The 20,116-nt window shown below is 69.1% G+C and carries 15 protein-coding genes; 9 read left to right on the forward strand and 6 right to left on the reverse strand.

All coding sequences use genetic code 11. From position 1 onward, the window contains the following. Positions 1-28: 28 nt before the first annotated feature. Together PX653_RS06995 and PX653_RS07000 are read left to right on the forward strand one after the other, a co-directional pair. Positions 29-1,690 (forward strand): 3-(methylthio)propionyl-CoA ligase, encoded by a 1,662-nt coding sequence (locus tag PX653_RS06995; protein ID WP_277418532.1) that lies wholly within the window; start codon positions 29-31, stop codon positions 1,688-1,690. A gap of 63 nt (positions 1,691-1,753) precedes the next feature. Beyond that, entirely contained in the window at positions 1,754-3,847 is a 2,094-nt protein-coding gene (locus PX653_RS07000) for a 3-hydroxyacyl-CoA dehydrogenase NAD-binding domain-containing protein (RefSeq protein WP_277417181.1), read from the forward strand. A gap of 72 nt (positions 3,848-3,919) precedes the next feature. Here PX653_RS07000 and PX653_RS07005 read toward each other — a convergent pair whose 3' ends face one another. Continuing rightward, complete coding sequence (locus PX653_RS07005) at positions 3,920-4,465, reverse strand: GNAT family N-acetyltransferase (protein ID WP_277417182.1); 546 nt, start codon at positions 4,463-4,465, stop codon at positions 3,920-3,922. 11 nt (positions 4,466-4,476) lie between these two features. After that, positions 4,477-6,090, reverse strand: coding sequence for an L-aspartate oxidase (nadB, locus tag PX653_RS07010; protein ID WP_277417183.1), 1,614 nt, complete (start codon positions 6,088-6,090; stop codon positions 4,477-4,479). 171 nt (positions 6,091-6,261) lie between these two features. Here nadB and PX653_RS07015 point away from each other — a divergent pair, with 171 nt between their 5' ends. From PX653_RS07015 to prsR, 3 genes are read left to right on the forward strand one after another with little or no spacing between them, the layout of a single operon-like run. Then, positions 6,262-7,641 (forward strand): TIGR03013 family XrtA/PEP-CTERM system glycosyltransferase, encoded by a 1,380-nt coding sequence (locus PX653_RS07015; protein WP_277417184.1) that lies wholly within the window; start codon positions 6,262-6,264, stop codon positions 7,639-7,641. Then, complete coding sequence (gene prsK / locus PX653_RS07020; RefSeq protein WP_277417185.1) at positions 7,641-9,761, forward strand: XrtA/PEP-CTERM system histidine kinase PrsK; 2,121 nt, start codon at positions 7,641-7,643, stop codon at positions 9,759-9,761. The genes PX653_RS07015 and prsK overlap by 1 nt, the downstream gene beginning before the upstream one ends. 12 nt (positions 9,762-9,773) lie before the next feature. Next, positions 9,774-11,120: a PEP-CTERM-box response regulator transcription factor gene (prsR, locus tag PX653_RS07025; protein WP_277417186.1), complete on the forward strand. Its 1,347-nt coding sequence runs from the start codon at positions 9,774-9,776 to the stop codon at positions 11,118-11,120. A 27-nt stretch (positions 11,121-11,147) separates the two neighbouring features. Here the strand turns inward: prsR and PX653_RS07030 are convergent, their stop codons facing one another. The 3 genes from PX653_RS07030 to PX653_RS07040 are packed head-to-tail and all read right to left on the reverse strand — an operon-like array spanning position 11,148 to position 13,794. Next, the gene (locus tag PX653_RS07030; RefSeq protein WP_277417187.1) at positions 11,148-11,780 is read right to left on the reverse strand and encodes an ABC transporter permease; all 633 of its coding nucleotides are present in this window, start codon (positions 11,778-11,780) and stop codon (positions 11,148-11,150) included. Next, positions 11,759-12,490 (reverse strand): GNAT family N-acetyltransferase, encoded by a 732-nt coding sequence (locus PX653_RS07035; RefSeq protein WP_277417188.1) that lies wholly within the window; start codon positions 12,488-12,490, stop codon positions 11,759-11,761. The genes PX653_RS07030 and PX653_RS07035 overlap by 22 nt, the downstream gene beginning before the upstream one ends. After that, complete coding sequence (locus PX653_RS07040; RefSeq protein ID WP_277417189.1) at positions 12,487-13,794, reverse strand: putative O-glycosylation ligase, exosortase A system-associated; 1,308 nt, start codon at positions 13,792-13,794, stop codon at positions 12,487-12,489. The genes PX653_RS07035 and PX653_RS07040 overlap by 4 nt, the downstream gene beginning before the upstream one ends. Positions 13,795-13,923: 129 nt before the next feature. On the opposite strand from PX653_RS07040, the gene PX653_RS07045 reads away from it, so the two are divergent. The 4 genes from PX653_RS07045 (at position 13,924) to PX653_RS07060 (ending at position 19,343) form a co-directional block, all read left to right on the forward strand. Next, on the forward strand, positions 13,924-15,996 hold the full coding sequence (locus PX653_RS07045) for a glycosyltransferase (RefSeq protein WP_277418533.1): 2,073 nt from the start codon (positions 13,924-13,926) through the stop codon (positions 15,994-15,996). Further along, on the forward strand, positions 15,997-17,445 hold the full coding sequence (locus tag PX653_RS07050; protein ID WP_277417190.1) for an oligosaccharide flippase family protein: 1,449 nt from the start codon (positions 15,997-15,999) through the stop codon (positions 17,443-17,445). 2 nt (positions 17,446-17,447) lie between these two features. Further along, positions 17,448-18,620: a glycosyltransferase gene (locus PX653_RS07055; RefSeq protein ID WP_277417191.1), complete on the forward strand. Its 1,173-nt coding sequence runs from the start codon at positions 17,448-17,450 to the stop codon at positions 18,618-18,620. Between the two features lie 156 nt (positions 18,621-18,776). Then, entirely contained in the window at positions 18,777-19,343 is a 567-nt protein-coding gene (locus tag PX653_RS07060; RefSeq protein ID WP_277417192.1) for a hypothetical protein, read from the forward strand. A gap of 31 nt (positions 19,344-19,374) precedes the next feature. Here PX653_RS07060 and PX653_RS07065 read toward each other — a convergent pair whose 3' ends face one another. Next, the gene (locus PX653_RS07065) at positions 19,375-20,106 is read right to left on the reverse strand and encodes a hypothetical protein (protein WP_277417193.1); all 732 of its coding nucleotides are present in this window, start codon (positions 20,104-20,106) and stop codon (positions 19,375-19,377) included. Positions 20,107-20,116: the final 10 nt, after the last annotated feature.

The raw sequence follows: 20,116 nt of genomic DNA on the forward strand, positions 1-20,116 counted from the left end.
CGCCGCCAATCTGCCGATGAGCCTGCCGATGAGCCTGCCGATGAGCCCGCTAGTGGGCCGCATGATGGACGAGCCGCTGCTCGTCTCGAGCATCCTGGAATTCGCCGCGCGCCATTTCGGCGACGGCGAGATCGTCTCGCGTCGCGTCGAGGGCGACATCCACCGCTACAACTGGCGCGAATGCCGCCGGCGCGCAGGGCGCCTTGCCAATGCGCTGACGCACCTGGGCGTGACAATGGGCGAGCGGGTGGCCACGCTGGCATGGAACGGCTATCGCCACCTGGAGGCCTACTACGGCGTGTCCGGCATGGGCGCGGTGCTGCACACGATCAATCCGCGCCTGCATCCGGAGCAGATCGCCTGGATCGTCAACCACGCCGACGACCAGTACCTGCTGTTCGACCTGACATTCCTGCCCCTGATCGAGGCGGTGGCGCCGCTGTGTCCGAAAGTGAAAGGCTGGGTGCTGCTGGCGGACGCGGAGCGCCTGCCGGCGACGACGCGCATTCCCAACCTGATGAGCTACGAAACGCTGCTGGCCGCCCAGCCGGACGGGTACACGTGGCCGCAATTCGACGAGCGCTCGGCCGCTTCGCTGTGCTACACGTCCGGCACGACCGGCAATCCGAAGGGGGCGTTGTATTCGCACCGTTCGACGGTGCTGCACGCGTACGGCTCGGCGATGCCGAATGCCCTCAACGTGGCCGCGCGCGACGTGGTGGTGCCGATCGTGCCCATGTTCCACGTCAATGCATGGGGCCTGCCGTACTCGGTGCCGCTGTCCGGCGCCAAGATGGTGTTCCCCGGCGCGGCGCTGGACGGCAAGTCGCTGTACGAGCTGTTCGAGGCCGAAGGCGTGACCTTCACGGCATGCGTGCCCACTGTCTGGCTGGGGCTCGTCAATTTCATGAAGGAGCATCGGCTGCGTTTCACCACGTTCCGCCACACGGTGATCGGCGGCGCGGCCTGCCCGCCGGCCCTGATGGACGCGCTGATCGACGACTTCGGCATCGAGGTGGTGCACGCGTGGGGCATGACGGAGATGTCGCCTTTGGGCACGGCCTGCAGCCTGCTGGCGCGCCACACGGCGCTGCCGCCGGACGAGCAGCGCAAGGTGCTGCGCAAGCAGGGCCACGCCATCTACGGCGTCGACATGCGCATCGTCGACGATGCCGGCCGCGAACTGCCGTGGGACGGCAGCACGTTCGGCCACCTGCAGGTGAAGGGACCGTGGATCATCGAGTCCTACTTCGGCGAGGAGCACAGCGCCCTGCAGGACGGCTGGTTCCCGACCGGCGACGTGGCCACGATCGATGCCGACGGCTACATGCAGATCACGGACCGCAGCAAGGACGTCATCAAGTCGGGCGGCGAGTGGATCGGCACCATCGACCTGGAGAACATCGCGATGTCGCATCCGGCGGTGCTGCAGGCCGCCTGCATCGGCATGCCGCACCCGAAATGGGACGAACGGCCGCTGCTGGTCGTGGTGCCGCGGCCCGGCATGAGCGTCACGCGCGAGGAGCTGCTGGACTTCTACGAAGGCAAGGTAGCGCGCTGGTGGCTGCCGGACGACGTGGTGTTCACGGACAGCCTGCCCGTGGGCGGCACCGGCAAGGTGCGCAAGACGGACCTGCGCGAGCGGTTCGCCGGCCACCGGATGGCCGAAGGCGCCGCTGCGACAAAATAGCACGGTCGCACTTTTATCGGGTATAGTGATTGCATCCCCGACAACCAGAAGAGGAACAGAGACATGAGTGCCGACTACCAAGTGATCGATGCCGTTGCCGTCATCACGCTGAACAACCCGCCCGTCAACGGCCTGGGCCTGGCCACCCGCACTGCCGCCGTGGAGGGCATCCGCAAGGCGCAGGACGACGCGGCCGTGAAGGCCATCGTCATCACCGGTGCCGGCAAGGCCTTTTCCGGCGGCGCGGACATCAAGGAATTCAATTCGCCGAAGGCCATGACGGAGCCGACCCTGCACACGCTGATCCGCACGGCGGAGGAGTCGACCAAGCCGGTCGTGGCGGCGATCCACAGTGTCTGCATGGGCGGGGGGCTGGAGCTGGCCCTGGGCTGCCACTACCGCGTGGCCCTGCCGGGCGCGCAGGTGGCGCTGCCGGAAGTCAAACTGGGCCTGTTGCCGGGCGCCGGCGGCACGCAGCGCCTGCCGCGCGTGCTGGGCCTGGAGGCGGCACTGAACATGATCGTCTCCGGCACCCCTGTGCCCTCGGAAAAGCTGCCGGCGTTGTTCGACGAGGTACTGCCGGCGGGGACCGACTTCGCTGGCCTGGTGCAGGCCGCCGTGGCCTTCGCCTCCCGCATCGCCGACGTGCGTCCGCTGCCGAAGGTGCGCGAGCGCAAGGTCGACTACCCGAACTCTGAGGCTTTTTTACAATTTTCGCGCAACACCGTGAAGAGCGTGGCGGGCCCGTTCCCGGCACCGCTGGAGTGCCTGGAAACGGTTGCCGCGTCGGTGACGATGAAGTTCGAGGACGGGCTGGCATTCGAGCGCGAGCGCTTCCTGCACCTGATGCAGACGACGGAATCGAAGGCGTTGCGCCACGCGTTCTTCGCCGAACGTGAGGCGAGCAAGGTGCCGGACGTCCCGGGCGACACGCCGACGCGCAAGATCGAACGGGCGGCCGTCATTGGCGCCGGCACGATGGGCGGCGGCATCGCGATGAACTTCGCCAACGCCGGCATCCCTGTCGTGCTGCTGGAAACGAAGCAGGAAGCGCTGGACAAGGGCCTGGCGACGATCCGCAAGAACTACGAGAACACGCTGAAGAAGGGCAAGCTGACGCAGGAGAAGTTCGACCAGCGCCTGGCCCTGATCACGGGCACGCTGGACTACGCTGAGATCGGCCAGGCCGACATCGTCGTCGAAGCCGTGTTCGAGGAGATGGGCGTCAAGGAAGCCGTGTTCAGGAAGCTGGACGAAGTGATGAAGCAGGGCGCCATCCTGGCCACCAACACGTCGACCCTGGACGTGGACAAGATCGCCGCGTTCACCAGCCGCCCGCACGACGTCATCGGCACGCACTTCTTCAGCCCCGCCAACGTCATGAAGCTCTTGGAAATCGTGCGCGGCAAGGCCACCGGCAGCGACGTGCTGGCGACCGCCCTGGCGCTGTCGAAGAAGCTGAAGAAGACGGGCGTGGTGTCGGGTGTGTGCGACGGTTTCATCGGCAACCGCATGATCGAGCAGTATTCGCGCCAGGCCGGCTTCCTGCTGGACGAAGGCTGCCTGCCCGAGCAGGTCGACCAGGCGATGGAGAAGTTCGGCTTCGCCATGGGCCCGTTCCGCATGGGCGACCTGGCCGGCAACGACATCGGCTGGTACATCCGCAAGCGCCGCGCCATCGAGAAACCGGAAATCCAGTACTCCAGGACGGCCGACCTGCTGTGCGAGATGGGCCGCTTCGGCCAGAAGACGGGCGGCGGCTGGTACGACTACAAGCCGGGCGACCGCAAGCCTTACCCGAACCAGCAGGTCAACGACATGATCGTGCAGCACTCGGCCGACCTGGGTATCGAGCGCCGTCCCATCGCCGACCAGGAGATCGTCGAGCGGCTGGTGTACGCGCTGGTGAATGAGGCGGCGCACATCCTGGAGGAAGGCATCGCGCTGCGGGCGTCGGACATCGACATGGTCTACCTGACGGGCTACGGCTTCCCGCTGTTCCGCGGCGGTCCGATGTTCTACGCCGACACCGTCGGCCTGCCGAACGTGCTGGCGACGATCGAGCGCCTGGCCAAGGGCCGCCACGGCGACGCCTGGCGTCCGGCGCCGCTGCTGGTGCAGCTGGCGGCGGAGGGCAAGGGGTTCAACTCCCGCTAAGCAGGCAGCCCATGGTGCCAGGCACCTGTCCGAGGATCTCCGACCCTCGGACAGGTGCCTGGCACCGCGGGTTCACTGACCGAGCCGCTTGCGCATCCGCTCGAGCGGCGTCTTCACGCCACCCGGTTCGATCTCGAACCGCTCCACCGTCTCATAGCCCGCCTGCCGGTAGAACGGCACGCCAGGCAACGTCGCGGCCATCTCCAGTTCCCTGAAGCCCGCCGCCAAGGCCGCGCTCTCGCAGTGCCGCAGCAGCAGCGTGCCCAGGCCCTGGCGCGGCGCGGCCGGGTCGACGAAGAAGGCGCGGATGCGCGCTGCCTGCGTGGCCGGGTCCAGCAGCGGGTCGGCTGCGCGCTTGGCGCGATCGGCACCATACAACGTGGCGCGCTTGCTCCAGCCGCCGCAGGCCAGCGCCACGCCGTCCCGTTCGACGACGAAGTAGGTGCCGTCCGCGATCAGCTGCGAATCGACGCCGTACACGTGGGCGGTCAGCGCCGCCGCCTGTGCATCGGTATAGAAGCCGGCCGACAAGCCGAGGCCGGAACGCTCGATCAGCGCTTCCAGGGCCGGGATGTCTTCCGCGCGGGCCAGCCGCAGCTGCGTCGTATCGTCAGCCATCGCACAGGCCTTTAGCGCCGGTTCGGCGTCAGGATGCTGGGCAGCGCCTTCGGCAGCGTTTCCGGATAGTCGCGGCTGTAGTGCAGGCCGCGGCTCTCGCGCCGCTGCAGTGCGCTGTTGACGATCAGCGCCGCCACGTCGACCAGGTTGCGCAGCTCCAGCAGGTCGGCCGTGATGCGGAAGTTGCGGTAGTACTCATCGATCTCTTCCTTCAGCAGGGCAATGCGGTGCTGCGCCCGTTCCAGCCGCTTGGTCGTGCGCACGATGCCCACGTAGTTCCACATGAAGCGGCGCAGCTCGTCCCAGTTGTGGGCGATGACGACTTCCTCGTCCGCGTCCGTGACGCGGCTCTCGTCCCAGTCCGGCAGGTAGGGCGTGCCGTTCTTCTCCTGCGAGACGATGTCCTGCGCGCAGGCGCGGCCCACCACCACGCACTCCAGCAGCGAGTTGCTGGCCAGTCGGTTGGCGCCGTGCAGGCCCGTGCAAGCCGTCTCGCCGACCGCATACAGGCCGGGCAGGTCGGTGCGGCCCACGAGGTCCGTCACCACGCCGCCGCACGTGTAGTGCGCGGCCGGCACGATGGGGATCGGTTCCTTCGTGATGTCGATGCCCAGTTCCAGGCAGCGCGCGTAGATCGTCGGGAAGTGCTCGATCAGAAATTGCGCCGGCTTGTGGCTGATGTCCAGGTGGACGTAATCCAGGCCGCGCTTCTTGATCTCGAAGTCGATGGCGCGGGCGACCACGTCGCGCGGCGCCAGCTCGGCACGCGGGTCGTGCGCCAGCATGAAGCGCTGGCCGGCGGCCGCGCCGGCTTCCGGCGGCAGCTTCAGCACGCCGCCTTCGCCGCGGATCGCTTCCGTGATCAGGAACGACTTGGCATACGGGTGGTACAGGCAGGTGGGGTGGAACTGGATGAACTCCATGTTCGACACGCGGCAGCCGGCGCGCCAGGCCATCGCGATGCCGTCGCCGCTGGCCGTGTCCGGGTTGGTCGTGTACAGGTAGACCTTGCCGGCGCCGCCCGTGCACATGACGGTGTGTTCGGCCGCGAAGGTGTGCACCTCGCCCGTCTGCGTGTCCTGCACGTACAGGCCGTGGCACTTCGGCTGCGCATTGCCGTGGTGCGGGCGCGGGCCCAGCTTGTCGGAGGTGATCAGGTCGATCGCGCAGTGGTGCTCGAACAGGCTGATGTTCGGGTGCGCGCGCACCTTCGCTTCCAGCGTCGTCTGCACCGCATTGCCGGTGGCATCGGCCGCGTGGATGATGCGGCGCTGGCTGTGGCCCCCCTCGCGCGTCAGGTGGAAGCCCAGCTCCGCGCTGGTGTCGCGGGTAAACGGCACGCCCTGTTCGATCAGCCATTCGATGGCCTCGCGGCCGTGTTCGACGATGAAGCGGGTGGCGCCCACGTCGCACAGGCCGCCGCCGGCGACCAGCGTGTCGGCGATGTGCTGCTCGTGGCTGTCGCCGGAGTCCAGCACGGCGGCGATGCCGCCCTGGGCCCAGTTGCTGGCGCCGTCCAGCAGCTCGCGTTTGGAAATGATGGCTACCTTGCGGGTTTCGGCCAGGTGCAGGGCCACCGAGAGGCCGGCGAGCCCGCTGCCGACGATCGCGACGTCAAATTTCATGATCTAGGAATAGGTTTCACGGTAAGGAACCATGACTATAGACCATTTGACAAAGGTCCGTCATGCCCACCGCCGATTTTGAGGTCGCACAAGGCCCTGGTGGGAGCGGTCCGGCATCATGGCTGAGCCATCGGCACCGGTGGCGTGGCCAGTGCTTGCGGAGGACGCAACGTGATCCGGATCTTCAACCATTATGTGTCGCGCATGGGCATCGTGCTGCTGTCGATGGAAATGCTGATCCTGCAAGCGGCCGCCGCCCTGACGGCGCTGCTGTGGACCGGCGCGGCGCAGCAACCCTTGCAGTTGACGGCGTCCGCGCTGGCCTTCGCGCTCGTCAACGTGTTCTGCATGAGCACCCTCGGCATGTACCAGCAGGAGGACCGCGCCGACATGCGCGCCACGCTGGCCCGCATCGCCCCTGCATTCGTGCTGGGCTTCGCGCTGCTGTCGGCACTGATGCACGTGCTGCCGTCCATCCACTTCGGCCGCGCAGGCGGCCTGGCATTCGTGCTGGGCGGCGCCGGCGTGCTGCTGGCGCGCGCACTGCTGTTCAGCTCCGCGCCGGCCGGCATGCTGACGGTGCGCCTGATCGTCGTGGGCGACGGCGCGCTGGCGCGCGAATGCCTGGAGCTGGCGGCCAGCCCCGGCGGACCGCGCCGGTTCGATGTCGTCGGTTGCGTGCCGGTGCCAGGCGAACCCAGTTGCGTGCCGGCGGCGCAGCGGCTGCCGCCGGGCGAGTCCCTGCTGGCGCTGGCGCGGCGCCACGGCGCGACCGAGCTGGTGGTGTCGGTCGGCGACCGCCGCAGCGGCGCCTACCCCGTGCGCGAACTGCTCGATTGCGCGCTGGGCGGCGTGCGCGTCACCGATGCGGCCCACTTCTTCGAGCGCGAAGCCAGCCAGATCCGGCTCGACTCGCTGCAACCGAGCTACCTGATCTTTGGCGGCGGCTTCGACCAGAGCTTCCTGCGCGCCGCCGTCAAGCGCACCTTCGACCTGGCGGCCAGCGCGGCGATCTGCCTCGCCACGCTGCCCGTGATGCTGGCCGCCGCGCTGTGCATCGCGATCGAGGACGGCGGCCCCGTCATCTTTCGCCAGGAGCGGGTCGGCAAGGACGGGCGCCGCTTCCAGGTCCTGAAATTTCGCAGCATGGGGGCCGACGCCGAGCGCGACGGCCTGCCACGCTGGGCCACGGCGCAGGATCCGCGCGTGACGCGGGTCGGGTACTGGCTGCGCAAATTGCGCATCGACGAGCTGCCGCAGATGATCAATGTGTTCCGCGGCGAGATGAGCTTTGTCGGACCGCGTCCCGAACGCGCCTATTTCGTCGAACGGCTGGGGCACGCGATTCCCTACTATGACGTGCGCCACAGCATCAAGCCCGGCATCACCGGGCTGGCGCAGGTGCGCTACCAGTATGGGGCCTCGGTGGACGACGCCATGTGCAAGCTGCAGTACGACCTGTATTACGTCAAGAACAACAGCCTGTTCCTCGACCTCCTGATCCTGCTCGACACGGTGCAGGTCGTCCTGTCCGGCAAGGGAGCCCGCTGATGGGGGCGGCGGCGATGGTAGCAGGCGTCAGCCATGGGCTGTGCGCGCTGGCCTTTGCAGGCTTCGGTGCCCTGGTGCTGGCCAACCGGCGCGCGCGCAACGGCCAGCGCGCGTTGCTGGTTGCCTGCCTCGCCACGGCGCTGTGGGCCGCAGCGTTGGCCCTGCGGGCGCTCGGGCCCGCGCTGCCCGCGCCGTGGACCGTCGCGCTGGAGGTGGCACGCAGCGCGGCCTGGCTCGTGTTCCTTGCCCTGCTGCTGGTGCCGGCCGGCTTGCCCGCGCGGCGCTTGCTGGCGGCTGTGGCCGTGCTGACGGCACTGCAACTGGCGCTCGGCGAGCTGACGGTGGACGTGGCGGCCGCGGCTCCGGTCGCCGCTGCCGCCGGTGCCGCGCCGGCCTATACCGCCGCACCGGCAGTGGCGGTCGACATGCCCGTGCTGGCGGCGATCACCGTCCGGCTGCTGCTGGCCGTACTGGGCATCCTGCTGGTCGAGCAGCTGTATCGCCACACGCCCGTGCGCGAGCGCTGGGGCATCAAGTTCGCCTGCCTGGGCCTGGGCACCCTGTTCGTGTACGACTTCTACCTGTACTGCGACGCGCTGCTGTTCCGCCGCCTGCAGCCCGACCTCTGGGCCGCGCGCGGCGTCGTGGACGCGCTGTGCGTGCCGCTGCTGGCCATCACGGCGGCCCGCAATCCCGGCTGGAAGCTGGGCTTGACGCTGTCGCGCCAGGTGGCGGTGCGCTCGGCGGCGCTGGTCGGTTGCGCTGCCTACCTGCTGGCGATGGCAGCCGGAGGCTGGTACCTGCGCCGCGTCGGCGGGGCGTGGGGCGCCCTGATGCAGCTGGCGGCCCTGGTCGGGGCGGGGCTGTTGCTGGCTGGCGTCCTGTTCTCCGGCGCGGCCCGGGCGCGCCTGCGCGTCTTCATCAGCAAGCACTTCTACCAGGCCCGCTTCGACTACCGCGACGAGTGGCGCCGCTTTACGCAGGCGCTTTCCGAAGGCGGGCCGATACCCGGCGAGCGGGCGATCCAGGCGATCGCCGCGCTGGCTGAAAGCCCGGCGGGCGCGCTGTGGATCGCGCGCGATGGCGGCCGGCTGGAGCCTGCGGCGCGCTGGAACATGCCAGCGCAGTACGGCACGGAGCCGCTCGACAGCCCGTTCTGCACGCTGTTGCGGGAGCGCCAGTGGGTGGTCGATGCCAGTCGGCCGTGGCCGGACGGTGCGCAGCCCGGCGTCGAGCTGCCGGCGTGGCTGCACGGTGTTGCGCAACTGTGGCTCGTCGTACCCCTGCTGCTGCATGGCCGGCTGTTCGGCTTCGTCGCGCTGGCCCGGCCCCGCACCGAAGTGAAACCGGACTGGGAGCTGTTCGACCTGCTGCGTCTGGCCGGCAGCCAGGCCGCCAGCTGCCTGGCCCATGGCGAACTGGCCGACCGCCTGGCCGTGGCGCGCCAGTTCGAGTCGTTCAACCGCATGTCGACGTTTGTCGTGCACGACCTGAAGAACCTGCTGTCGCAGCACTCCCTCCTGCTGGCCAACGCGGAGCGCCACAAGCACAATCCCGCCTTCCAGGAGGACATGCTGGAAACGCTGGCCCATTCCGTGCGCAAGATGACCGGCCTGCTGCAGCGGCTCTCGCGCAGCGATCCTGCCGGTGGCGACGTGGCCAGGGCACTGCCGCTGGCGGACGTCGTGCGGCGCGCCGTCGCTGCCTACGCTGCGGCCCGGCCATGCCCGCTGCTGGAGGCGGCCGACGAACAACTGGTGGCCGATGCCGACGACCAGCGGCTCGAGCGGGTGCTGGCGCACCTGTTGCAGAACGCGCTGGAAGCGACGTCGCCCGAGGGCAGCATCCGCGTGGTACTGCGCCGGCAGGACGACGCGGCGCTGATCGAACTGCGCGATACGGGCATCGGCATGAGCGAGGCGTTCGTGCGTGACCGCCTGTTCCGGCCCTTCGAGACCACCAAGCCCGCCGGCATGGGCATCGGGGTCTACGAAAGCCGCGAGTACATCCGTGAGCTGGGCGGTCGGCTGGAGGTGGAAAGCCGGCCCGGCGTCGGCACCACGTTCCGTGTGATCCTGCCCCTGCACCGGGCGACCGGTGTCGTGCCCGTCGCCGCCTGAGGAGAGAACCCGATGCCGAAGCGTAAATTGCTGGTGGTGGAAGACGATGCGGGGCTGCAGAAGCAGCTGCGCTGGAGCCTGGATGGCTACGACGTGCTGGTGGCGGGCGACCGCGAAAGCGCACTCACGCTGCTGCGGCGGCACCAGCCGGGGCTGGTCACGATGGACCTGGGCCTGCCGCCCGATGCCGACGGCGCCAGCGAAGGCCTGGCGCTGCTGCAGCAGATCCTGGCGGGGGCGCCGGACACGAAGGTCATCGTACTGTCCGGGAACCGCGACCGCGCCAACGTGCTGAAGGCGATCACCCTGGGCGCGTATGACTTCCACCAGAAACCGCTGGACGCCGACCTGCTGCGCCTCGTCATCGAGCGGGCCGCCTTCCTGCAACAGGTGCAGCAGGAGAACCGGCGCATGCTGCAGATCCAGGCCGATTCGCCGCTGGCCGGCATCGTCAGCCGCGACCCCGGCATGTTGAAGGTCTGCCGCAGCGTCGAGAAGGTGGCCGGCTCTTCCGCCACCGTGTTGCTGCTGGGCGCATCCGGCTGCGGCAAGGAGCTGCTGGCCCGCGGCTTGCACCAGTTGAGCAACCGGCACGACAAGCGCTTTGTCGCCATCAATTGCGCGGCCATTCCGGAACACCTGCTGGAAAGCGAACTGTTTGGCCACGAGAAGGGTGCATTCACGGGCGCCGTGCGGCAGACGCCCGGCAAGATCGAGCTGGCGCAGGGTGGCACGTTCTTCCTCGACGAGATCGGCGACATGGCGCTGGCCCTGCAGGCCAAGCTGCTGCGCTTCCTGCAGGAGCGCGTTATCGAGCGGGTCGGCGGGCGCAGCGAGATCGCGGTGGACGTGCGCATCGTCTGCGCCACCCACCGCCACCTGAAGAGCCGGGTGGACGAAGGCCTGTTCCGCGAGGACCTGTTTTACCGGCTCAGCGAGATCGTGCTGGCGATTCCGCCGCTGCGCGAACGCGTCGGCGACAGCGTTCTGCTGGCCCAGCACTTCAAGCACCGCTTCTGTGCCAGCGAGGGGCGTACCGGGTTGCACTTCAATGCCGAGGCACTGCAGGCGATCGAGGCGCACGGCTGGCCGGGCAACGTGCGCGAGATGGAAAACTGTATCCGCCGCGCCGTCATCATGTGCGAGGGCTCGCAGATCACGGCGGCCGACCTGGGACTGGCGCAGGCGGTGCCGGCGGAAGACGACATCAACCTGCGCACGGCGCGCGACGCGGCCGAATACCGTGTCATGGTCAAGGCGCTGGCACGCTCGGGCGGCAATATCGCCCGGGCCGCGGAGATGCTGGGAGTAAGCCGGCCGACCTTGTACGACCTGATGAACCACCACGGCATCAAATAGGGCTGCCGGCGCCAAGGCCGGCGGGCCTCAGCGCTCCTGCCACTGACCCGCCACGGTAAGCTTGGTTCTGAGTCCAGGCAGCGGGAAACCCAGGTCATATGCTTGCCAGGCCGCTTCGCGCGCCTTGGCGTACTCCTTGCGGCGCACGTACAGCAGGCCCAGGTTGTACTGGTTCGTCGCATCGCGCGGCGCCAGCCGGGCCGCCTCCTCCAGCTGGGCCAGCGCGGCGTCTTCCTGGCCAAGGGCCAGCAGGTAGCCGCCGAAGATGGCGCGCACGCGCGAGTCGTCGGGCCGGTAGGCGATCGCGCGGCCGAAATAGCAGTCCACGGCCAGCTTGGCGCCACGCGGCCGGGCGCTCTTGTCGTGCACCGCCAGCCGGGCAAGGGCGGCCAGGGCGCGATGGTGATTGGCGAAGTGCTCGAGGGTGTACGACAGGTCGCCGCCGATGCTGCCCGACTGTCCCCGCTCCAGTCGTTCCACGGTCGGCGTGAAGTGGAACTGCTCGACCACTTTGAGCTTGTCGCGGTCGGCCGGATTGGTATAGTCGCCGCCGGTCGCCGTGTTGGCGACCAGCGGCGGGCAGTCGCCGCCCGCACGGCACGGGGCGGCGCCGCACAGGGCCGCGCCCAGTGCAAGGATCAGGGAGAGTCGGAAAGCCATGGGGGCTCCTGTGTCGAAGGTGGAAGGGCACGCTCCAGCGCGTCGGTGTCGAAAGTCAGGTGGGGCAGGGAGCCGGGGCTGGCCGACACATGCAGGTAGGGCGCGATACTGGCCAGCATGCACTGGTGCCGGCCCAGCACCAGGAAAGTCGCGCTGCCGAGGCGCACCGTGCCAAGCCGGGCATGCGCCCGCAATGAACCCGGATTGAAGGCCGAGATGCGGCTGCAGGTCCAGCGGACGCCACGCGCGCGCAGGCGGCGGTGGGCCTCCTGCCACAGGCGGGCAAAGGTCGGGCCGAGGCGAAGGCGCGGATGCACGTACACATCGTAGTCCCAGGCCGAACGGGGCGAGGCCAGGCGGTAGCGCGCACGCACCTCGTCCTCCAGGTAGCCGCCGAACTGGTACCACAGGAAGCCGGCCAGTTCGCCTTCGCGCCAGGCCGCCAGGCTGTGGCTGCCCTGGCGCAGGCGCTGCGCCAGCACGTCGCGGGGACGGGGATAGCCCCAGGGGATGTCCGCCAGCGCCGCCACGGGGCGCACGTCCACGCGTTTGCCTTGCCCGCGGCCCGTGTCGGCCGCCGGTACGTGCTGCGCCACGAAGTAATAGCGGTACAGCTGAATGCCCGCACCGCGCAGCACCCGCGCCAGCAGGTACAGCAGCGCGTTGGCCCAGCCCAGCTCGCGGGCCAGCTTGTGCAGCCGCGCCATCATCGCGGCCCCGCGGGCAGGCTGGCGTCCGGGCGCGGCAAGGGCAAGCGCCGGCGCGCGCCGCCCGGTTCCGCGCCAAGCTGCAATGCCACCTGTGCGCGCATGGCGATCACGGCGGCCATCAGGTAATACGGGACGTCCCAGTACAGCAGGCTGAGGAAGGCGCCGCCCACGGCAAAGCCGATCAGGCTCGCCTGGATCATCGCGGCCAGGCGCGCTGCCCAGTCCAGTTCGGCACGGCCGCGGCAGCGCCGCACGATCACGGCGGCCGAGCGCCAGGTGAGCCACCCCAGCAGCAGGTAGATGCCGAGGCCCACGAAGCCATGTTCGGCCAGGGCCTGGAAATAGATGCTGTGGGCGGCGTGCACGTCCGCCGGATTGGGCGCATACAGCGCAAACGTCAGCGGCTCGTAAAGGGCGAAGCCGCCGCCCATCAGCCGGTCCTTGGCCAGGTTGAATGCCATGTGCCAGGCGTTCAGCCGGCCCATGGCCGACGAGTCGGCCTGGTAGTCGCCGATCGTGTCCATGCGCGCGCCCCACTGGTCGGGCATGAACAGCAGTGCCAGCGGCACCAGCAGCACCAGCAGGGCGGCGCCGGCCAGCTTGTGGCGGCTCTTGCCCCACATGAACAGCAGCATCGCGACGATCGCCAGCAGGGCCCCGCGCGAATAGCTGCCCAGCGCGGCCAGGGCGGACAGCGCCATGGCGGCCAGCATCGCGTGGCGCATCCAGCGCCGCGGCAGGTCGTGCATCAGGTAGTACATCAGGGGGATGGTCATGACGAGGGCCAGCGCCAGTTCGTTGTTGCCGCCGATGAACGTCCCGACGGGGCCCCAGACGCGGTCGTTGCCGCCGCTGCGGATCGTGAAGATGCCGCCCTTGGCGCCATAGAAGCCCAGCGAGATGACGAGCACCCAGACGAGGCGCTGGATGTCCGCGCGTTCGCGCACGACCATCATCAGCACGAGGGTCATGCCCATGATCTTCATGACCTTGGCGTACTGGTTCCACGCGGCGTTGGGGAACATCGCGAACGGCGTGGTGAGGTTCATCCAGAAGACCAGCGCGAGCAGCGCCAGGCTGACGGGCGTCAGCGGGAAGCGGTTGCGCTCGCGCGATTTCGCCAGGCTGAGCAAGGTGGCGACGGCGATGATGTAGGCAAACGGGAACGTGGTGGCAAAGCCCCAGCCCTGCGTGTGCGGGTTCATGACGCTGATCCACACCCACATCAAGCCGCCGTAGGCAGGCCGTTTCAGCACATACGGCAGGCCCGCGAAGACCAGCAGGGTAACGAACAGATCGCGCATGATTGTCTCCTGACCTCACCTCCTGACCTTGCCTCTTGACCTCGCACAACGTTGGCGGAAGGTCCGCCGCTACACTGGACCAGGCTTGGCAATCGATGATACGTCGGAGGAGGAACATCCTTGTTGACCGTGCTCATGGCGACCTTCAATGGCGCCGCCACCTTGCCCAATGTGCTGGAAGGCTGCCGTGCCCTGGTGCCGCCCGCCGGCGGCTGGCGCCTGATCGTCGCCGACAACGGCAGTACCGACACGACCGCCCAGGTCATCGAGTGCTACGCCGGCCGCCTGCCGCTCGCGCGCGTGTTTGCCGCGCGACGCGGCAAGAACGTCGCGCTCAATGCGGCGCTCGAGCTGGCATTGGTTGCGCCCGGGCTGCCGGGCGACCTGTTCGTCTTTACCGACGACGACGCCACGCCGGCACCCGAATGGCTGCTGCGCCTGGCCGAGGCGGCAAACGCGCAGCCGGAGTACGCGATATTCGGTGGTGCCATCGTTCCCGATTGGGCTGCCACGCCGCCCGCGTGGCTCGAACGCATGGTACCGCTGGGCCTGACCTTCGGCATCACGCCGCCAGGCCAGGCGGACGGCCCCGTCTTCCCGGGCCTCGTGTGGGGCGCCAACATGGCGCTGCGCCGCGCACTGTTCGACGGCGGAATGCGCTTCGACGAGACCATCGGCCCCAGCGCCGGTGCCTACGCCATGGGCAGCGAGACGCAGCTGACCCGCCGCCTGGCGGACGCTGGCGAGCGCGCCTGGTTCTGCGGGGCCGCACGCGTCGCCCACCACATCCGCGCGCACCAGCTGACGGTTCCGTGGATCCTCGAGCGGGCCTACCGCTTCGGCCGGGGCCAATTCCGCCAGGCGTGTCCGGGCGTCTTTCCGGAACTCCTGGGCGTGCCACGCTGGATGCTGGGGCGCTGGCTGCGCGAGGCGGGCGGCCTGCTGCGCGCCCGCCTGCTGGGCCAGGCCGACGCAGCGTTCCGCCACCGCTGGGAACTGGCTTGCCTGCGCGGCTACTTCCACGAGGCGTGGCGTGCGCCGCGGCCCCCTCGTCGGGTACTGATCACCAGCTACTCCGGCGAGCTGGGCGGCATGGAATTGCGCATGGCCCAGGAGGCCCAGTTCCTCAAGGCGGACGGCTGCAATCCGGTCCTGGCCATCCGCCCGTTCCCGGGCAGCGCCGCCTGGGCCAGGCAGCTGCGCGCACGCCGCGTGCCCGTCACGCATTTCGCGCCGCCGCCCGTCTTCGAGCAGTGGCACTGGCGACGCTGGAACCGCTGGCGCGCCCAGTGGTGGGGCGCCCGCGCACTGCGGCGCCAGCGGCCCGATCTCGTGCACGTGGCGTTCTGCTGGAGCGCGTACGGCGCTACCGCCCTGTGGCTGGCGCGCCGCTGCGCGCTGCCGGCCGTCATCAGCGTGCACAACACGTTCCCGCCGGGCGACGTCAGTGCCTGGCACCGGCCCCTGCTGAGGGAGGCATTCGGCGCCGTGCGCGGCGTGTATGGCGCCACCGAGGCCGCCCTGCAGCATTTCCTGGCGCTGTACCGCGACTATCTGCCCGCCGGCGTGCGCCTGGCGGTGATTCCGAACTGCGTCGATACGGCGCGCTTCCGTCCTTCGCCCGCGCTGCGCCTGGCGACGCGCCAGGCGCTCGGCTTGCCGGCCGACGCGCTCGTGCTCGGCGCCGTCGCCCGATTGTCGCCGCAGAAGCGGCCCGACGCGCTCGTCAGGCTGTTGCATGTGCTGCGGCCGCGCTTTCCGGACCTGTATCTGGTGCTGGCGGGCAGCGGGCCGCTGGAGCTGGCCGTGCGCCAGCTGGTGGACGAGCGAGGGCTGACCGGCCACGTCATCTTCGCCGGCTTCCGTGACGACGTCGAAACCCTGCTGCCGGCGTTCGACGTCCACCTGCTGCTGAGTCAACGGGAAGGATTCGGCATTGCGACGATCGAGGCGATGGCGTGCGGCGTACCGGCGGTCGCCACCGACATTGCCGGCAACGCCGACGTGCTGCGCGGCAGCCCGGGCGGCCTGCTGGTGCCGCTGGACGACGAGGCGGCGGCGGCACAGGCGGTCGCCAGCCTGCTGGCCGACCCGGCGCGGCGCGCGCGCATGGGCGAAGCGGGGCGGGAAGACGTACTGCGCCGCTTCAGCTTGCAACACGTCCAGGCGCAGGTGCAGGCCTTCTACCGCGGCCTCGTGTAGATGAACACGGCACGCCGTTCGCTGCTGTACTCATTCGGCGAACGCTATACGGCGCTGCTGATCGCGACGGTGGGTTCGATGCTGATCGCGCGCATGCTGGCGCCGGCCGACATCGGCATCTATGCCATCGGCGCCGTACTGGTGGGACTGGCACAGGTGCTGCGCGACCTCGGTGTCGGCCAGTACGTCGTGTCGACGCCTGCGCTGGGCCAGGCGCAACTGCGCGCGGCACTCGCGGTGGCGCTGGGGTCGGCATGGCTGCTGGCGCTGCTCGTGGTGGCGGCCAGCGGGCCGGTCGCGGCCTTCTACGAGGAGCCGCGCCTGCGCGACGTACTGCGCCTGCTGGCGCTGAACTTTGTCGTGCTGCCGTTCACGGCGGTGACCCTGTCGCTGCTGCGTCGCCAGCTGCGGCTGGCGTCGATCTACGTCATCAACACGGCCCACGCCGGCGCCCAGCTGCTGTGCACCCTGTGGCTGGCCGCGCACGGCTATGGCTGCCTCAGCCTGGCATGGGGTGCGGTGGCAGCCACCGTGGTGGCCTTCCTGGTCAGCCTGCCGCTGCGGCCGGCGGCGCTGCCGTGGCTGCCGGGACTGGCGCACGTGCGCGAAGTGCTGGGCTTCGGGCTGCTCGCCACCAGCGGCAACGTCATCGACGAGGCGGGCGTCGCGGCACCCGACCTGATCGTCGGCAAGCTGCTGGGGGCCGCCGACGTGGCGCTGTTCGGCAAGGCGCAAGGGATGCTGGGCCTGTTCAGCCAGGCCGTTACCAGCGCGGTCGCACCCGTCATGCTGCCGCTGTTTGCCGCCGAGGCCAGGGCCGGCCACGACCTGCGCGGGAGCTACCTGTTGACGGTTGCCTGCATGACGGCCGTGGCGTGGCCCTTTTTTGTCCTGCTGGCACTGCTCGCGTTGCCCATAATCAACGTGCTGTACGGCAACCAATGGGATGGGGCGGCACCATTGATCCGCATCATGTGCTGCTCCGCGGCACTGTATAGCATGTTCAGCATGGCCCGCTACCTGTTCGTTGCGGCGGGCCACGTGCGGGTGCAAGCCCGGCTCGACACGTGGGCGGTGGCCGTCCGCGTCGCCGCCGTGCTGCCGGCGGCCATGCTCGGCTTGCGCTGGGTGGCGGCCGCCGTCGTGCTTGGGGCCGTGTTCCGCTGCTGGCTGACGTGGCGCTACCTGCACCGTTTCGCCGGCATCGATGGCGCGGCGCTGCTGGCGTCGGTGGCCCGCAGCGCCGCGCTGACGGTGCTGACGAGCGTGGCGCCAGTGGCGGCCGTGCTGTGGCTGCCGTCCGGACCCGCGCAGTTGCTGGCCGCCGTGGCCGGGGCCTTGCCGTGCTGGCTGGCCGGCATCGTGCTGTGCCGGCACCCGCTGGCGCGGGAACTGGAATTCATATGGCGCAAGCTGGTGCGTGGCCGGGTTGCACAACGAGGAGGGTGATCATGCGTGTAGGCATATTGTCGTACCCCATGCTGTTCCAGCGCGAAGGCGGCCTGCAGGTGCAGGTGCGCGAAACCATCGCCGCGCTGAACCGGCTGGGCCAGGATGCCGCCCATCCCCTGCAAGCCGAGCTGGTCGACCCCAATCGCGAGCGGCTGGACAGCTACGACCTGATCCACGTATTCTCCGCGATCAACGGGAATTACCGCGTCGTCGAGGCGGCGACTGAGATGGGGGTGCCCGTCGTGCTGTCGCCGCTGCTGTCGCCGGGCTGGGACCGCGCCGCCGGATTTCGCGCCCGCGTGGCGGACCGGCTGGCGGGGCGCCTGACGGCGTGGCACGTACAGACCAGCTATGCGCAGACGAAAAGGGCGCTGCAGCTGGCGCGGCTCGTCATCGCGTTGGGCGAGCCCGAGCGCGACGCCATCATGTCGGGCTTCCTGATCGAAGCGTCGAAGATCCGGGTGTTCCCGAACGGGATCAGCCGGCAGTTTTTCACGGCCCGCCCGGAAGCGTTCCGCCATCGGACCGGCATCACGGGACCGTTCGTGCTGATGGCTGGCACGATCAGCCCGTACAAGAACCAGCTGGGACTGGTGCAGGCATTGGAAGGCCTGGAATTGCCGATCGTGCTGATCGGCCGCTGCGCACGCGAGGACCAGGGTTACCTCGACGCCGTGCTGCGCTCCCCGTGGGTGCGCTGGCTGGGCGAATTGCCGCACCAGGACCCGCTGCTGGCGGGTGCCTTTGCCGCCGCCGCTGTCGTGGCACTGCCCAGCCACGGCGAGGTATTCCCGCTGGCGGTGCTGGAGGCGCTGGCGTCCGGCACGCCCGTCGTGATGACCGATGAAAACGCCCTGGACCTGCCCGAGAGCGCCTTTGCGCTGCGCAAGGTCGCGTGGCACGACGCCGTCTCGCAGCGTACGGCGATCCAGCACTTCCTGGCGGAGCCGCCCGACCGTGCGGCGGTGCGGGCGCTGGTGGACCAGTACACATGGCAGCGCGTGGCCTCGCAGATCGCCAACTGCTACCTGGACCTGGCAGCTCGCCTGGCAGCGGAACGGCCCGCCCAACCGTTGCCGGCTCGCGTACACCCCACGGCGCCCCCGCAGCCGGCCGCGGCAGTTCAACCGGTCCCGACACTGGAGGAGGGGAGCGATCGGGGCGTCGCCTAGCGCCCCTGGCGAGGTAGCAGCGGCCGGGGCACGCAGGCACGGCCAGACGCGGGGCGAAACTGGCGGCTAAGCATATGGTGAACAAATAAGAATTGCAGTGTTACAATGCTCAGTTCTTTTGTAATAACTATAGAAACACCACTCCCCATGAAAGAGATGAAATACACCCTGGCCGCCGGCCTGTGCCTCCTCGCCCTGTCCGCTTGCGGCGGCGGCGGCAGCGATGACAACGGCAGCGGCACCGGCACGCCGGTTACCCAGCCTCCTGTCACGCAGCCTCCTGTCACGCAACCTCCTGTCACGCAACCTCCTGTCACCCAGCCTCCGGTCACCCAGCCTCCGGTCACCCAGCCTCCGGTCACCCAGCCTCCGGTCACCCAGCCGAACCAGGCCTGGCTGTCGATCACGCCTTCGGCACCGTCGGTAACGGCCACGGTCGGCCACACGCAGGCATTCACCATCACGGCCACGTCCAGCAAGGTCATCGACCGCGTCTTCAATATCGCCATCGTCGACACCCAGGGCGTCGTCACGACCGATACCCGCGTCGTCGCCAACTCCAGCATGAGCTACACGGCCACGCTGCACACGTCGCCCACGCTGCGCGCCGGCGAGTACAACACCAACCTGGAACTGCGTCTTTGCTACGACGACCCGACGGTCTGCCGCAGCCCGGTCGATGGTTCGCCGTGGAAGATTCCGCTGAAGGTCACTGTCAAGTAAGTGCCGCAAGAGCCCGGGCCGCCCGGCCCGGCTACGGCGTGACGGACTTGACCACCTTGCCGGTCTCGTCCAGCATTTCGATCAGCGGCTGGCCCTGCGCGCTGACCAGCAGGCGCAGGCGCGGCTTGCCGTTGGCGTCCTGCAGCGACAGCGCGGATGCGCGGTCGACGGACGTGCCCAGGTAGATGCGCGGCTGCGCCAGCTTGCCCTCGGCTTGCAGCTTGTCCCAGTAAGCCTGGCGCTCCGCCGGCGCCAGTTTGGCCGCCTCGGCGGTGAACGTGCGCATTGCGCCTATCGGCGCGACATCGGGGTCCGGCATGTCGTTGATGATCATGGCCGTCGTCGATTGCTTGCCGTAGTCCGTGTGCTTCAGTTGCAGGGTCTGGTCCTGGCGAAAGCGGTCGAACGTCAGCGACAATCCGGCCTTGGCACGACCGTCGACCATGCTGCCGGCCTGGATCAGGCCGCCGTTTTCCGTTCCCTCGTCATTGATGAACAGCATCCCGGCCGCGTGGCGACGATCGGGGCGGGTGACTTCCTTGCCCTGTTCGAATGCGCCGGGGAAGCTGGTCCGGTTCGAGATGATCAGGCGCTTGGTACCGTCCGGTTCCTCGATATTGATCCGTCCGACGGTGATCTCACTGAACCGTCCGTGATGTTCACGACTTGCGCCGGCCAGCAGAAGTACTGCAAGGCCGAGCGCGACCGTGGTCGAACAGCCCGCCACGAATCCCATCCCTTGCTGTCCGATATGCCACGCCATGGTGCCTCCC

It is taken from the genome of Pseudoduganella chitinolytica (assembly GCF_029028125.1).
In the GTDB taxonomy this organism is placed as follows: Bacteria; Pseudomonadota; Gammaproteobacteria; order Burkholderiales; family Burkholderiaceae_D; genus Rugamonas; species Rugamonas chitinolytica.